This window comes from Desulfovibrio mangrovi, from assembly GCF_026230175.1.
Lineage (GTDB): Bacteria > Desulfobacterota > Desulfovibrionia > Desulfovibrionales > Desulfovibrionaceae > Halodesulfovibrio > Halodesulfovibrio mangrovi.
Map to the genome: position 1 here is coordinate 3,911,433 of NZ_CP104208.1, position 15,143 is coordinate 3,926,575.

At 58.6% G+C, this 15,143-nt stretch carries 16 protein-coding genes; all 16 read left to right on the forward strand.

Annotated features, from left to right (window positions below):
* The first annotated feature begins 45 nt into the window (after nucleotides 1-45).
* The 16 genes from N1030_RS17510 to N1030_RS17585 all read left to right on the forward strand — a co-directional run bounded on the left by N1030_RS17510 (nucleotide 46) and on the right by N1030_RS17585 (nucleotide 15,128).
* Nucleotides 46-1,317, forward strand: a complete 1,272-nt coding sequence (locus N1030_RS17510) for a hypothetical protein (RefSeq protein WP_265826879.1) — start codon at nucleotides 46-48, stop codon at nucleotides 1,315-1,317.
* A 201-nt stretch (nucleotides 1,318-1,518) separates the two neighbouring features.
* The gene (locus N1030_RS17515) at nucleotides 1,519-3,048 is read left to right on the forward strand and encodes a hypothetical protein (RefSeq protein ID WP_420842818.1); all 1,530 of its coding nucleotides are present in this window, start codon (nucleotides 1,519-1,521) and stop codon (nucleotides 3,046-3,048) included.
* Nucleotides 3,041-3,607: a hypothetical protein gene (locus N1030_RS17520; RefSeq protein WP_265826880.1), complete on the forward strand. Its 567-nt coding sequence runs from the start codon at nucleotides 3,041-3,043 to the stop codon at nucleotides 3,605-3,607. Before N1030_RS17515 ends, N1030_RS17520 begins: the two co-directional genes overlap by 8 nt.
* A gap of 660 nt (nucleotides 3,608-4,267) precedes the next feature.
* Nucleotides 4,268-5,635, forward strand: a complete 1,368-nt coding sequence (locus tag N1030_RS17525) for an alanine/glycine:cation symporter family protein (protein ID WP_265826881.1) — start codon at nucleotides 4,268-4,270, stop codon at nucleotides 5,633-5,635.
* A 277-nt stretch (nucleotides 5,636-5,912) separates the two neighbouring features.
* Nucleotides 5,913-6,140 carry a hypothetical protein gene (locus N1030_RS17530; RefSeq protein WP_265826882.1) on the forward strand — a complete coding sequence of 76 codons (228 nt, stop codon included), beginning with the start codon at nucleotides 5,913-5,915 and terminating at the stop codon, nucleotides 6,138-6,140.
* A 2-nt stretch (nucleotides 6,141-6,142) separates the two neighbouring features.
* Nucleotides 6,143-7,816 carry a portal protein gene (locus N1030_RS17535; protein ID WP_265826884.1) on the forward strand — a complete coding sequence of 558 codons (1,674 nt, stop codon included), beginning with the start codon at nucleotides 6,143-6,145 and terminating at the stop codon, nucleotides 7,814-7,816.
* The gene (locus N1030_RS17540) at nucleotides 7,816-8,217 is read left to right on the forward strand and encodes a hypothetical protein (RefSeq protein ID WP_265826885.1); all 402 of its coding nucleotides are present in this window, start codon (nucleotides 7,816-7,818) and stop codon (nucleotides 8,215-8,217) included. Before N1030_RS17535 ends, N1030_RS17540 begins: the two co-directional genes overlap by 1 nt.
* A 110-nt stretch (nucleotides 8,218-8,327) precedes the next feature.
* Nucleotides 8,328-9,101, forward strand: coding sequence for a hypothetical protein (locus N1030_RS17545; RefSeq protein WP_265826886.1), 774 nt, complete (start codon nucleotides 8,328-8,330; stop codon nucleotides 9,099-9,101).
* 12 nt (nucleotides 9,102-9,113) lie between these two features.
* Nucleotides 9,114-10,028, forward strand: coding sequence for a major capsid protein (locus N1030_RS17550; protein WP_265826887.1), 915 nt, complete (start codon nucleotides 9,114-9,116; stop codon nucleotides 10,026-10,028).
* Nucleotides 10,029-10,070: 42 nt separating this feature from the next.
* Nucleotides 10,071-10,472 carry a hypothetical protein gene (locus N1030_RS17555; protein ID WP_265826888.1) on the forward strand — a complete coding sequence of 134 codons (402 nt, stop codon included), beginning with the start codon at nucleotides 10,071-10,073 and terminating at the stop codon, nucleotides 10,470-10,472.
* A 141-nt stretch (nucleotides 10,473-10,613) separates the two neighbouring features.
* Nucleotides 10,614-10,886 (forward strand): hypothetical protein, encoded by a 273-nt coding sequence (locus N1030_RS17560; RefSeq protein ID WP_265826889.1) that lies wholly within the window; start codon nucleotides 10,614-10,616, stop codon nucleotides 10,884-10,886.
* A 3-nt stretch (nucleotides 10,887-10,889) separates the two neighbouring features.
* The gene (locus tag N1030_RS17565; RefSeq protein ID WP_265826891.1) at nucleotides 10,890-11,450 is read left to right on the forward strand and encodes a phage connector family protein; all 561 of its coding nucleotides are present in this window, start codon (nucleotides 10,890-10,892) and stop codon (nucleotides 11,448-11,450) included.
* Between the two features lie 104 nt (nucleotides 11,451-11,554).
* Complete coding sequence (locus N1030_RS17570) at nucleotides 11,555-13,621, forward strand: phage tail protein (RefSeq protein WP_265826892.1); 2,067 nt, start codon at nucleotides 11,555-11,557, stop codon at nucleotides 13,619-13,621.
* The gene (locus tag N1030_RS17575; RefSeq protein WP_265826894.1) at nucleotides 13,618-14,094 is read left to right on the forward strand and encodes a hypothetical protein; all 477 of its coding nucleotides are present in this window, start codon (nucleotides 13,618-13,620) and stop codon (nucleotides 14,092-14,094) included. The genes N1030_RS17570 and N1030_RS17575 overlap by 4 nt, the downstream gene beginning before the upstream one ends.
* Entirely contained in the window at nucleotides 14,078-14,584 is a 507-nt protein-coding gene (locus tag N1030_RS17580; protein ID WP_265826895.1) for a hypothetical protein, read from the forward strand. Before N1030_RS17575 ends, N1030_RS17580 begins: the two co-directional genes overlap by 17 nt.
* Nucleotides 14,574-15,128: a hypothetical protein gene (locus tag N1030_RS17585; RefSeq protein WP_265826896.1), complete on the forward strand. Its 555-nt coding sequence runs from the start codon at nucleotides 14,574-14,576 to the stop codon at nucleotides 15,126-15,128. The genes N1030_RS17580 and N1030_RS17585 overlap by 11 nt, the downstream gene beginning before the upstream one ends.
* The last annotated feature ends 15 nt before the right edge of the window (nucleotides 15,129-15,143 follow it).

Sequence of the window (15,143 nt, forward strand, 5' to 3'; positions counted from 1 at the left end):
GCGGTACATATGTTTTTCAGATGCCTGGGGGCAGCATGCCTTTGCATGCTGCTTTCCTTTTTTTCTGCAGAGCGGGGCATGGCGGCGCGCGATTCTGACGAGGCGTTGTTAAACGTCATGTGTCAGGATTGTTCGCCCAAGGCAAGGAATGCGCTGAAGCGGCTGCTGGCCGCCAAGGGAGATGTTGTTGCCACCAAGGGCGAATACATGGTGCTGGACAGCGGCATTGCCGTAAACCGGGAGTGCCTTAACGCGTTTTCTGAGACGCTGCCTGCCACCGTGACCACTGCCCTGCAGCGCGGGCTTCGTTGTCTTGCCGCAACCCCTGCCGAGACCACGCGTATGCTTGTATCGGAAATGGCCTCAGTGCTTGGGCAGGAGCACGCCGCACTGCCGGTGGTTTTGTGTCGTACACTCGTGTCGCGGCAGATGAAGGGGATGGGGGTGCGCAGCGAGGAACGCAGGAAGTCGCCCTACATTGTTCTGAGTCCTGTCATGTCGCATGAAGACAGCGAATATATTCAGGCGGTGGTCTTCCATGAGTTCATTCACCTTGGGGGAAACGGGCATCCGCACGGCGCTCAGCGCGAATTGGCCACTCCCTGTCAGGAGTGCTGCTTTGAGGCCGGACTGAGAGGGGCCGGGGCCCGTGATTTTGCCTGTCGGGTTTGCACCACGGACTATACGGACAAGTTCGACCCCGTCTACATCCGCGATTTGACTTCATGGGCGCGGCTTACGCCGGGAAGCGAGTTTATCGCCCGTATCAACAGGTTGGACGGCGTGCGCAGGGCTGGCGGCGATGTTCGGTTTTTTGTCGAACTGGTCAGGGAGTTCCGCGATCATCCTTTTGGCTTCGAACTGGCTTCCGAGGTGCTGAAATCCCTGTCGCTGGAAGGGGATGATGCGGCCACTGTGCGCGCCGTAGCCCGCAAGAAGCATGGTCACGTGACCAAACGGTTTGCTGCGTTCGGGCGCAGCATTGCCAAGGCTGCCATTCTGCGTTTTGAGCTGGCCCGCAAGGGTGAGGATCCGCAGCGTGTTCTGGAAGCTGTTTCCGACTTGCTTGAGCGCAGCACCCTGCCCCAGAAGGGGACTGTCCCGCGGCTGGATATGCCGATTTTCTACAAATATTATTATGAGTTTGCCCTGCTTCGTGGAGTGCTTGCCGATGAGGTTTACGGCCTGTGGCGCGCCCGTTTTGATGCCGTTTGCGGGGAGAGTGCTTCCTGTCCGGAACTCTACCGGAAACGGCGTATTTTCAGCTGTCAGAAAGCGGGGCTGGACTATGACGTTGCGGGCGATGTCTGCCAGTAGGCCGAAAATCGGCTTCAGAGTGTGGCAGCCCTGTATGCCGTCAACCCCTGCCAGACATGTCCGGGACCGTCTTTGCACCCTCACGGGATCGCCTTCATACCGTTTTTCATGAAACAGTCGTGTTAGCCCCTGCGTTTTGGCGTTCTTCCCAGTCGCGTTGACGGATCGGAGAACGGATAACTGAAGCGCAGGAGGATAACTGTGAACAGCGAGACACGTGATGAGGCTAATGCTCGTTATGCTGATCTGCTTCGTGAGGCGGAGCCGCATGGGGAGGAGGCCGTTCTGGCGCTCATGGCCGAGCTTGGGAGGCGCGACCTGTTCTTTCTCATGACCCGCTTGCTCGGGCGTGAGGATATGAACAGGGACTGGCATTTTGCCAGGTGCCGCGAGGTGCAGGCCGCTCCGGACAGCAGGCTCGACCTGTGGGCGCGGGAGCACTACAAATCCACCATCATCACCTTCGGATTGACCATTCAGGACATCTTGAATGACCCGGAACAGACCTTCGGGGTCTTTTCACACTCCCGTCCCATCGCCAAAGGGTTTCTTGCTCAGATTAAATACGAATTCGAGAACAACGCGCTGCTCAAGCGGTGTTATGCCGACGTGCTGTGGGAAGAGCCCAAACGGCAGTCCCCCCGATGGTCGCTTGATCACGGCATTGTGGTCCGGCGGGCGGGTAATCCCAAGGAGGCCACTGTGGAGGCCTGGGGACTGGTTGATGGACAGCCCACGGGTAAGCACTTCTCCGTGCTGGTCTATGACGACGTGGTGACGCGCGAGAGTGTGACCACGCCTGAGATGATCGCCAAGGTTACTGAGTGCTGGGCGCTTTCGCTGAACCTTGGCGCGAGGGGCGGCAGGCGACGGTATATCGGCACCCGATATCACTATAATGACACCTACAGAGCTATGCTCGAACGAGGGGCGGCCGTGCCGCGGGTGCATGCCGCCACGTCTGATGGAACGCCCGAAGGGGCGCCGGTTCTTCTTTCCCGCGAGGAGCTTGATGAGAAACGGCGTCAGATGGGCCCGTATGTTTTCGGCTGCCAGATGTTGCAGGATCCCAAGGCGGACATCTCTCAGGGGTTCCGAGAGGAGTGGCTCGGGTACTGGGAGCTGCGCAGTCCCGAAGACTGGCAGGGTATGAACCGGTACATCGTGGTTGACCCCGCAGGCGAAAAGAAGGCGGGAAGCGACTATACCGTCATGCTGGTCATCGGGCTTGGGGTGGACGGCAACTACTACCTCATTGACGGCGTACGGGACAGATTGAATCTGACCGAGCGTGCCGCATGGCTGTTCCGGTTGCACCGAACCTATAAACCCATTGCTGTCGGCTACGAGCGTTACGGCGTGCAGGCTGATATTGAGCATATCCGTTACGAGATGCAGGGGCGCAACTACCGGTTCGAGATTCTGGAACTGGGGGGCAGGGTGTCCAAGAATGACCGTATCCGAAAACTGGTGCCGCTGTTTGAGCGCCGCAGATTTTATCTGCCTGTAAGAGCGCCGTTTCGTGATCACGAGGGGCAGTGGCGGGACCTGACGCGTGAGTTCGTACAGGAAGAATATCTGGCCTTTCCGGTTTCTGCGCATGACGACATGTTGGACTGCATGGCCCGTATCGTCGATCCCTCGCTATGTGCCGAGTTCCCTGACGAGGGAACCTGTGCGCCCCCTGACAGCGGTGCAACGGCCAACATGGAGTATTCGCTCTATGCATGATGCAGGATCATTCACCGTGCGCGCCCATATTCCCGGTACGGTTACGCTTACCGAGGATATGCTTGCAGCGTTCTGGTTCCGGCTGGTGGAAGAAGGCATTGCGGACTCCCTGTTCTATGATGGAGGAGTGCGTGGGGTAGGAGATTTTACCGCCTTCATGACTGATTCTTCCGTATACTGTTATGCCGTGTATGACGGGGAAGCACCCCTTGCTCTGACATGGTTGAACAATTTTGCGGGCAGGACGGCCATGATGCATTTTGCCGTCTTCAAAGCCGGATTGGGCATGAAGTCGGTGCTGGGCCGTTATGTTGTGCAGTTCCTGCTGCACGGCAAGGACGCCGAGGGCAGGTATTGCCTTGATTCCCTGTACGGGTTGACGCCGGAGCCGTATGTTCATGTCCTGCGCTTCATCAGGCGGCTCGGGTTCCGGCAGTTGGGAGTCCTTCCGGGGGCGGTTTGCCTGAGTAACGGGCAGAATGGTGAAGCGCCGCGGCACGTTGGAGGAGTCATCTCCGTCTGCACCCGTGAGAGTCTGAATTTGCAGGTGGCCGGGTAATTCGTCGCGAAATTTGCTGTTCCCATCAAAATACACAAAAACTCCGACTTTATTTTGAGGTCGGAGTTTTTGCGTTTACAGGCAGCAAATCAGATAATGCTGAAAAAATGATCAAAAAAACAACAAAAATTAATCGAAAACTTTTTGCTTTGCGGTAGGGGTCGTGTTTCAAAACTCATTGGTTTGTAAGGATTTCTCATTTTTTCGGGTTGCCAAACGAAGGCGCAGTAGGTATTTTTCGTCCCCTTTTGGCAAAAAGCGTTAAGCAAATGCTGAGTTTTAGATCAAAATGTCTTGCTGTTTTGATGTAAATATCTGCCTGCCATCTCTTTCAGGAGGTTTTCGCTAGATTGAGCGATCACCTTGAGTTGACGCAATTGTCACATGGCGTACTATACGCCAGACTCAGTACCCTTATGCGTATCGGAAGGATTGGGACTTTTCGATAACATATTGAAAATGCAGGGCAAGTGTTGCTGTTCTGCTGGATTGATGCCGCTGGGGTGCTGGTGTCGCAAGTGTGTGTGAGGCTTTTTGATGCAGTAGTAATTGGACTTTCTTTATGCTGTCTTGCTGCATCGCCGCTGTGTTTTTCTGACGCGCCGTCATGGTTATACGGGGTGAGGCTGTTGTGACCCTGTCGGCGAGAGGAGTGTTGCAATGGAATCGTTCATGGCGTTCATCGATTGGTTGAACGGGCTGGTCTGGGGACCCTACATGCTTTTCCTGCTTGTGGGTACCGGTGTGCTTCTCACCATTATGCTGCGCGGTTTGCAGTTCACCAAACTTGGGCACTCTCTGTATCTTGCTCTGATCAAGCGCAAGGATGACGAAGCCGAAGAGGGAGATATCTCCAACTTCGAAGCGCTGATGACCGCACTTTCCGCAACCGTGGGTACGGGTAATATTGCGGGCGTGGCAACCGCCATTGCCATCGGCGGCCCGGGCGCCCTGTTCTGGATGTGGGTGACCGGCCTTGTGGGCATGGCCACCAAGTATGGCGAAGCCGTGCTGGCTGTTAAGTACCGTGTGGTAGACGAAAACGGTGAGATGTCCGGTGGTCCCATGTACTACATCTCCCGCGGGCTCGGCTGGAACTGGCTGGGCACCCTGTTTGCCATTCTGGCCGCTGTGGCGGCTTTCGGTATCGGCAACATGGTTCAGTCCCACTCCGTTGCGGATGCCGTGTACAGCACTTTCGGCGTCGACAAGCTTGTTGTGGGCATTGCCCTTGCAGCCTTCACCGCCATGGTTGTTCTTGGTGGCATCAAGAGCATCGGCAAGGTTACCGCCGTGCTTATTCCTGTGATGATTCTCTTCTACATGGGCGGCGCACTCATCATTCTGGTCATGAACGCAGGCAAGATTCCCGGCGCCATCTCTCTTGTTCTTGAGTCCGCTTTCAGCCCCACTGCCGCTTCCGGCGGTTTTGCAGGCGCCACCATCATGATGGCCATCCGCATGGGTGTTGCACGAGGCGTATTCTCCAACGAATCCGGTCTTGGTTCTGCCCCCATCGCTGCCGCTGCTGCCCAGACCAAGCACCCCGTGAACCAGGCGCTTGTTTCCATGACTCAGACCTTCATCGATACGCTCGTCGTGTGTACCATGACCGGTCTCGTCATCATCATGTTCAACTGGAACTCCGGTCTCAACGGCGCCCCCCTGACCACCGAAGCCTTTGAAATGGGCTTTGCGGGCGGCAAGTATGTCGTAACCATCGGCATCATCCTCTTCGCCTACTCCACCATTCTGGGCTGGTGCTACTACGGTGAAAAGTCCGTTGAGTACCTTGCAGGGGTGAAGGCGATCATGCCTTACCGAATCCTCTTCGTACTCGCCGTTCTTCTGGGTACGCAGGCGAAGCTGGAGTTCATTTGGACCCTTGCCGATACTTTCAACGGCATGATGGCCATTCCCAACCTGATCGGTCTGATCATGCTCAGCCCCGTCATCGTCCGCGAAACGCAGGACTACTTCGCACGTCAGCAGGGTGTTGCCCCTGAAGCGCTGCGCGCGACCGAATAGTTCTTTCTCGGATTGTTTTGCTTCCATGGCCCCCGCCGCAAGGCGGGGGCTTTTTTTGTGCCCGAAAAACGGAATTGAGCCTGCGTTGCAGAACCTGTCCACCCCCGGTCAGGCCCCGCCGGGATCCATCTGACGCATGGTCGGGCCCCCGCTGACGCCGGATTCGCCAGAACAGCGTGTTGTAGGGTCTGCCCACACGCGGACGGCATGGGGCCGGATGCGCAACGTGCGATGCGCCGAATCTGCAACGTGATGAGAAGCGCAGAAGGAGAAACGTATGGGCGGTGGCGGTGGCAAGTCCTACTCCCCCCCTGCACCGGTGGCACCTCCGCCGCCGGATCCGCCGAAAGAGGTGGAAGGGGAAACCGAGGAATCGAAGAAGGCGAGAGATAACGAGCGGAAGGCGCAGCTTGCGGCGCTGGGGCGCGATTCGACCATCATCACTGGTGCGCTGGGAGATACCTCTCAGGCCAACGTGAACAAGAAGCAACTACTGGGGCAGTAACCATGGAATCGAGCAGACTGAAACGGGCTCGCGAAACACTTTCCTTTCTGGAATCGCAGCGTAGTGGCTGGGAATCCCACTGGCGGGACATTGCCGAGTACGTTGTGCCGCGCAAGGGGCGGTTCTCCGGCACCGCCTCATGGGAGCCGGATTCCGGAGACCGTCGCGGCGGCAAGATCATCGACGCTACGGCAACCCGCGCCGTACGTGTTTTGGCGGCCGGAATGCAGGGGGGACTCACTTCGCCGGCGCGCCCGTGGTTCCGGCTTCGCCTCGGAAACAGGGACCTGATGGAGTTCGGGCCGGTACGCATGTGGCTGGACGATGTGGAAAACCGCATTTACGGCGCGCTGGCGCGATCGAATTTCTACCAGTCCATTCACGGCATGTATACGGAACTTGGCGCGTTCGGTTCCGCCGATCTGTTCCATGAGGCGGACCGCGAGCGGGTGATGAACTTCACCTGTCTTACCTGCGGCGAATATGCGTGGGCAACCAACGCATGGGGCAGGGTGGATACGGTGGTGCGTCGTTCCATGATGACTGCACGCCAGATCGCGGAAAAGTATGGTGAAGACAGGCTGAGCCGCAGCACCCGCCGCAAGCTTGTGAAGGAGCCTTACGGTTTCGTCGAGGTGGTGCATCTGGTCATGCCCCGCAAGGATAGGGACCCTTCCAAGCGTGACTTCCGCAATATGCCGTTTGCTTCTCTCGTATTCGAGGCCAACGGCGAGGCGGATGACCTGTTGCATGAGGGCGGCTATGAGGAATTTCCGCATCTCTGCGCCCGCTGGGATGTTTCCGGAGCGGATGTGTATGGCCGTTCTCCCGGCATGGATGCCCTGCCGGACGTGAAGATGCTGCAGGAGATGGCCAAGAGCCAGCTTCTGGCTGTGCACAAGGTGGTCAATCCGCCCATGCGTGTGCCCACCGGTTACAAGCAGCGGCTTAACCTCATTCCCGGCGCGCAGAACTATGTGAATCCCAACCAGCCCGAGGCTCTGGCTCCGCTGTATCAGATCAATCCCGACATTCAGGCCGTGACCTACAAGATCGAAGATGTGCGCAAGGCCATCCGCGAGGGCTTCTTCAATGATCTCTTCCTCATGTTTGCGGGGGACTCGCGTTCCAACGTGACCGCGGCGGAGATCATGGAGCGCAGTCAGGAAAAACTGCTCATGCTCGGTCCGGTCATAGAGCGTTACCAGACGGAGATTCTGGACCCGCTCATCACCCGCAGCTTCGGCATTCTCCACCGTAAAGGCATGCTGCCGCCGGTGCCGCCGGAACTGGCGGGAGAGGATCTGGATATCGAATATGTCTCTGTTCTGGCGCAGGCCCAGAAACAGTCCTCCGGCAACGCCATTCGCCAGTTGACGATGGAAGTGGGCCGCATGGCCGCTGTTGCGCCGCAGGTGCTGGACAAGATCGACTTTGATCAGTGCGTGGACGAACTGGCCGCCATTGCCGGTGCACCTGCCCGTATCATCCGTTCTGATGACGAAGTGCAGCGTCTGCGTGTGGAAAAGGCGCAGGCGGCGCAGCAGCAGGCACAGCTTGAGCAGGCCATGCAGATGTCCAGAAGCGCCAAGGACCTTTCGTCCGTGGAAACCAGTCAGGGGAACGCCCTTGAAATGATGCTCCGGCAGACCGGCGTGATGAAGGAGAATGCTTGATGCTTACCCCCGAAGATACGGAACTGAAAGGTCTGCTCGAACTGGATGAAGGCGCGCTTACCGACCTGCTGGCTTGTGATTACGCCAGTGCCCGCAATGCGCTGCGTGATGAGGAGGCAAGAGCGCTCTCCTACCTCTCGGACTTGCGCGAGGTGCTGCGGCTGGAGTCCGGTGCCGGAGTCCGCGTGCTGCGTCACTGGCTGGATGCGGCCTGCGCCAACGAGCGGCTTTCGCGCACCAACGCCTCTGTCTATGGGGCAACGGCCCTCTATGACTATGCCCGCGACCGCATGGCGGACATAGCACTTTCTGACCCCGTGAGCCACGTGCGCATGCAGCTTGAGGGGGCCCGTCAGTGGGCGCGTTCCAACATGCGGACAGGCACGCGAACCGAGAGTTGAGCCTGATTCACGGAGCCTGATCCATGAAGTCCGACAGCTTACCAATTCATGATGTCGCGTTTTCCATTCCGTGGCCGTAGCCACGGAACCTAACGCAGGGAGCAATCACAATGCAGAACGAATTTACCACCGACGCCGGTCAGGGAAACACCGCATCCGGCTCCGGGGAACATGGAGGCGGCAATGCAGCCGTCATGGCAGGGGAACACGCCGTCGCACCGGCGGACAAGGCGCAGGCCGGAAAGCGGAATGAAACCGTTGTTTCCGGAGAGCTGCCAGCAGGCATGGAACATCTTGCAGACAGGAAGCTTGCGCTGAGGACTTCTGGCGCAGGGAAGGCGGCCGATGTGTCCGGTGACGCCGCTGAGGCCGCCCCCGAGGCGGGCCCGTCCGGAAATGGTTCCGGCGGGGCGGAAATGCCGCTCATCGATCCTGCATCGGTGGAGCTTTCCCTTCCCGAAGGCATGCCTGTGGATGAGGGCCTGCTCGGCAGTTACCGGCAATTTTGTGTCGACTGTGGCCTTACGCCCGGTCAGGCGCAACAGGCCGCGGAGTTTTATCTCGCGGAAACGGGCCGGCGCATGCGGTTTGAGAAGGAGGCCTCGCTCCGTTCCCTCAGGGAGGGAGCTTGGGCGGGCTGCTTCGACGAGAAACTGGCCAGAGCCAATTATGCCACGCATCTGCTGGATCGCGAAGTGGGCGGCAGGCTGCGCCCCATGCTGGCAACGGGGCTTGGCAATAACGCCGTGTTTGCGGAGATGATGGCCGTGATCGGTGAATGCATCAGCGAAGATGCTTTTTCCGCTCACCCCGGTGCGTATGCGAGTTCCCACCGGATGATGACAACCGAAGAATACCTGAGAACCGAAGTGTTCAAGAATTAAGGAGTAATGAAAATGGGTGCAACACTGAAAGATCTGGCAACCGTGCATAGCCGCAAGATGCCCGAACAGGTGGACAACCTGACTGAAGAAGCGCCGATTCTGGCGGTCATTCCTTTTGAGGAAGCCTCGCACGGCCTGTGGAACATGTATGAGGATGTGAGCGACGTGGACGGTGCGGGCTGGGTGGAGATGAACGCCCCGCTGCCTGCCGTGGATGTGACATCCGACCTGAAGAAGGTGGACCTTTCCATCCTTGGGGGCGAGATCGAGTGTCCTGAAGATACCGCCAATATGTTCGGCGGCACGACCAACTACTTTGCCAAGAAGCTGCCCAAGGTCATCCGCAAGTCCGGCATGGCCGCTGAACAGCGTATTCTGTACGACAACTTCCGCACCTGGGCATTGGACAAGGGCAAGGCCGTCAACGCCGGTGCGGCGACCGACGACTGCTATTCCATGCTGGCCGTGCGCTTCATCTCCGGTGAGACCACCGGGCTGTATTCCAAGGAAAGCTTCAAGCAGGGTTCCCTGCTGGACGTAACCCCCATCAACAGCGGTTCCATCTACAAGGCGGCTTCAGGCAAGCATCAGGGCGTTTTGTGCTTCGGCATGCGCCTGAAGGCCTATTTCGGCATCCAGATTGCCAACAGGCACTCCGTGGCCGCCATTGTGAACATCAATAAGTCCAACCTGCCCACGGCCATGATGATCGATGATCTGCTTGCCGACGTGCGCGCCATTCCCGGCAACACCTTCCTGTTCATGCACGAGAAGGCCAAGACTTTGCTTTACGAGCACAAGGGCAAGTCCCTGCAGGTGAACGTGGGCGGCAAGGACATGGATCGCCAGGTCACCCATTGGAACGGCGTGGAGATCGTTACTTCCTACAACTTCCTCGACGCCGCAGAAAAGGCCGTCGCTTTCTAATGGTGCTGCGGATTTGCTCCGCGCAAGAAAAGGAGAGACAGTATGTATAAGAATCAGCTTACGGTGTACGGTGAGCATTTGGCCAAGGCCCAGACTCTGCCCGCAAACACCACTGCGGCAGGGAACGGCGGTTCCCGCAAGGCGGGATCCATGCTCGGCGCGGCCGAAGTGGTGATGGTGGCGGCAACCCCCGTGGCCATTGCGGAGAATGCCACTCTGACCCTGTCACTGCAGGAAAGCGCGGACGATGCCGTGTTTGCGGACGTACCCGTGCTGTTCCGCAAGGCGGCAGTCGGTAAGGCCATGAGTTTTGCCGCAGGCGAGGTCATGGCCCGTCTGCCCATGCCTTCGGATACCGCAAAGTATGTGAAGGCTTCTATGGGGACTGATGACGCTGCTGCAAGCGGCACTGTGAACATCATCTTCGAATATCTGCCCCGTTAACCTTGTGCGGGCGTCCTGTCCTTGGACCGGGCGCCCGCATATTGCTCAAGGTTGCGGCCATTGTCTCCGCAGGATCGGAGAACGCTGACCGGTCCGGTGGACGCGGCAGGCAAGCGCAAAGAATTCTGTCAGGAGAAAAGAATGAAAAACGCAAACGATATAACTGAGCAGGATGCCAGACGTTTCAGGATGGCATTGCTTCGGGCCAAACTCACGAGAATGGCTGTGGGATTCGAGGAAAATGCTGATGAGGAGATGCTGGAGCGCCTTGTCGTCTATGCCGAGCGGCAGCAGGCGGGGCGGCAGAGGGCTGGCCGTGTGACAGCCGGTTCTGCAGGCTCTGCCGAAAAAGAGGCAACCGGCACCGGTGCCGGACGGGGCTGCCGGTGTTGCCGCCAGTGCAAGGAGGACTAGGCTATGGCTTCAGTCATTTCCATCTGCAACAAGGGACTCAGATATCTTGGCGGCGAAGAGATTCTTTCGCTTGAGCAGGAATCGCGGGGAGCCCGTCTGTGCAGTCAGTATTATTCCGAGGTGCGCGACGAATTGCTCGAAGAGCATCATTGGAACTTCGCAGCACGGTATATTGCCCTCGCTTCCTTGCCTGCAGCGCCCCTTTTCGGGTTTGCCAGAGCCTATCAGTTGCCTGCCGATTGTCTGCGAGTGCGCCGACTGCGCGGCAACGCCGATTTTGAGGTAGTTGAGAACCGCGTTCTTTATTCGGATGCATATCCCGCAGAGGCTGTTGTGACCGTGCGGGTGACTGACCCTGCGCGTTTTCCCGCATTGTTCGTGGAAGTGCTTGCGCGCAAGCTGGCAGCAGAACTGGCAGTGCCGCTCATGAACAGTTCGCGACTGGAGCAGTCCATGATGACCAAGTACATAAATGCGCTGGAACGCGCCAAGGCCATGGATGCCACGGAAGGGGCTGTTGACCCTGACGACACCAACGAATGGGTGCGAGCCCGTCTGTGGTGACGGCTTGAATAATAGGGAGAGACACCTATGCAAAAGACAATTTCTTCCGGGGGGCGGCTGGCAGACGGAGCGCAGGAGCTTTTGCCTCATGAGGGAGGGCGGGCATGAGTTCGGTCAACATTCTTCAATCCAGTTTCAACGGCGGCGAATTATCTCCGCTGATGGACGCCCGTGTGGACCAGAGTCGTTACGGCAACGGTTGTTCGGTGCTGCGCAACATGTTTGTGCATCCCCATGGCCCTGCGAGCCGCAGACCGGGGCTCCGTTTTGCCGGTGAGTGCAAAGCGTGCGGAGGGCGAGCGCGGCTCATTCCCTTTGCCTTCAATGTGGAACAGTCCTACGCGTTGGAGTTCGGCAACTTGTACATGCGGGTCTGGAAAGATGGCGGTCAGGTCGTGAAAGAGGACGGCAGTCCCGTGGAACTGGCAACGCCGTGGGCGGAAGCCGATCTGGACGGACTTAAGTTCTGTCAGTCAGCGGACGTGATGTATTTTGTTTCCCCCTCACACGCGCCGCGTAAAATATCGCGCCATGCGCACGATGACTGGCGCATCGGCGAGCTGGTGTTCGGCTCCGGCGTGGTCAAGCCGGCCAATCTGGCGGGCAAGGCCGTCGGCGTTACCGGCAGCCGTGAATATTCCTACGTGGTCACGGCCCTGAACAAGGATACGGAGGAGGAAAGCCTGCCCACCGAGCCTGTTCGGGTGACGGCGGCTTCTTCACTGAACGTGGACGACCGCGTGGAGCTGACCTGGGATACGCTGGAAGGCAACTACGAATATCGCATCTACAAGTGCTGGAATAATTCGGAAAGCTACGGCTATGCAGGCAGGGCCAGTACCGGTTCATGGGCGGATAGAGGTGTTTCTCCGGACTTCGCGGATGGCCCGCCTGAGATCCGTAACCCGTTTTCGGGTGAGGGCACGTATCCTTCCGTGGTGCAGTTTTTCCAGCAGCGTCTGTGTTTTGCTGCCAGCAGCCAGAAACCCCAGACTGTGTGGACAAGTCAGTCCGGTAACTATGAGAACCTTAACGTATCCAACCCGCTGCGTGCAGATGACGCGGTGACTGCCACCATTGCGGCAGACCGCGTCAATGCCATCCGCTGGATGCTCCCCACCAAGGAGCTGCTTATAGGAACCTTGGGCGGGGAATGGATCATGTCCGGCGTGAACGGGGAGCCCTTATCTCCCATGTCGGTCACCTTTCAGCGGCAGACCGTGCGCGGTGCGGCAGACATCATGCCTATCGTCATCGGGTCCACGGTGCTCTTTGTGCAGCGTTGCGGCAAGGTTGTGCGCGAATTCCGCTACAGCCTTGAGGTGGACGGCTACGATGCCGGGGATCTGACCGTGCTTTCGGAACACATGACCCGCAACAGCGCCATCCGCGAATGGGCCTATCAGCAGTCGCCGCATTCCATTGTCTGGTGTGTGCTGGAAAGCGGAGAGATGGTGGCCTTCACGTACGAACGCGAGCACAAGGTCGTGGGCTGGCACAGGCATGATACGGACGGGGCTTTCGAGTCCGTGTGCGTTGTTCCTGCCGTTGACGGCGATGAACTGTGGTGCATCGTGCGCCGCGAGGTGAACGGTGAGCCCAGACGCTATGTTGAAAGACTGGCCCCGTATTTCATCGGCGGCAGCACGCGGGACGCCTTCTTTGTGGACTGCGGGCTGACCTATGAGGGAGAGCCCGCGGATGAATTGACGGGGCTTGACCATCTGGAAGGCCGGACCGTGACCATTCTTACGGACGGCTGGGTGCATCCTGACAGGGTGGTGAGTGGCGGCAAGGTGACACTGGAGCGTCCTGCTGCCTTGGTGCATGTGGGGCTTCCCTTTGTGTCGGACCTTTCTCCCATGCAGCCGGAAGTGGCGTTGCAGGATGGTACGGCGCAGGGGCGTACAAAGCGTGTCAGCCGTCTGTGGGTACGTCTGCACGAATCACTGGGGTTGAAGGTGGGGCCTGATGCCTCCCGTCTGCGGGAAATCGTGTTCCGCAAGGGCAGTGACCCTCTGGGACAAGCAGTGCCGTTGTTCACGGGTGACAAGGTGACGGAGTTCGATGCCGGGTACGATCCTCAGGCAAGTATTCTTGTCCGGCAGGATTATCCGCTGCCGATGACCATTCTTGCGCTCATCGCGCAACTGGAGGTGGGGGACCGATGAAAGACGTTCGTATCATCAAGGCAACACAGAGTCATGTTGACGGTCTGAGGGGGCGTCTGCGCAGAAGCGACTGCGGAGAGGTGCTTGCCGCCACGGGGCTCGCGCCGGATGCGGGGCTGGAGCGGTCATTCTCCATGTCCTGCATGGCATGGGCGGTTGTGGAGAAAGCCGAGGTCATCGCCATGTTCGGGGTTGGAGCATCTTCCTTGTCGGGAACCGGCAGCCCATGGTTGCTGGGGACGGATGCACTTGTCCGTCAGGTTCGCGGGTTTATCCAGCATTCCCGAGAGTATATCGACCTGATGCGTCAACGCTTTCCGAATCTGGTGAACTGGGTGGACGCCCGCAATGCAGCATCGGTTCGCTGGCTTGGCTGGTGCGGTTTTACCGTGGAGGAACCGGTTCCTTTCGGGCCGTTCGGGTTGCCTTTTCACAAATTCCATATGGGAGGCGGGCATGTGTACCGTAATTAACCTCGCCTTGGCAGCCATGGCTGTTGTCAGCACAGGCTCCGCTGTGATCATGCAGGAAGAGGCGGCTGCCAACCAGCGACGGATGGCAAGATACCAGGCAAGCATGGCTGAGGCGCAGGCAAAGACGGCAAGCTATGAGGCGGCCAACGCGCGCAAGCTTGCAAAATATGATGCGCAGAATTTGCGCAGGGAGTTTCTGCGGGCGCAGGGATCGCAACGCTCCCTGCTTGCGGCGGGCGGTGTGGGCATGGCGGACGGCAGTTCCATGGATGTGCTGCTCGACAATGCTTCGCAGGCCAGAAGGCAGGAGGAGCTGCGCCTGTATCAGGGCGAGATGGACGCATGGCGTGCTGAGAACCAGTCCCGCAGCCTGCTTGCCGATGCCGGTATGGCGAAGATGAAGGCATCGCAGAGCAAGGTTTCCGGATGGACCTATGCGCAAACCGCAGTGTCGTTTGCCAACCAACAGGTAGGGGCCTATGCCGGGTAGTAGTATCTCTTTGGGGCAGGTGTTCGGTTCCGGACTTTCCGCGCTCGACTCCACCATGAACTCCTTTCAGACCGTATACGGCATGTTCGAGGAGGACCGGAACCGCAGGCGGGAGGTGGCGTTCAAGGCGGACAGCTACAAGAACGACGCTGTCATCGCGCAATATGAAGCGGATTACGTGCGGGCCATGGCGGCCATCAAGGCCAAGGAAATCGTACGAAGTTTCAAGCGGCAGAACGGTGCCATGCGAGTGTCCATGGCGGCTTCCGGCATGGTGATGTCTGACGGAAGCGCGGTCGATGCGCTCATGGACAGGGCTTCGGAAGCAGGCAGAGCGCGTGAAATGGCTCTGCATGAAGGGGCCATGCAGGCATGGCGGCATGAGAATCAGTCGTCACAGGCGCATGCCGAGCGTAGCTTCCTGATCAGTCAGTCCAAACCCGGTTTTATGACCCGCTATCAGCAGGCACGAACGGTGTGGGGTGAAGTGGGCAAGGTTCGTGATACATGGACCAATCTGTGGGACATGGCTCAGGCCGGGTAGCGCAGACTGCGTACA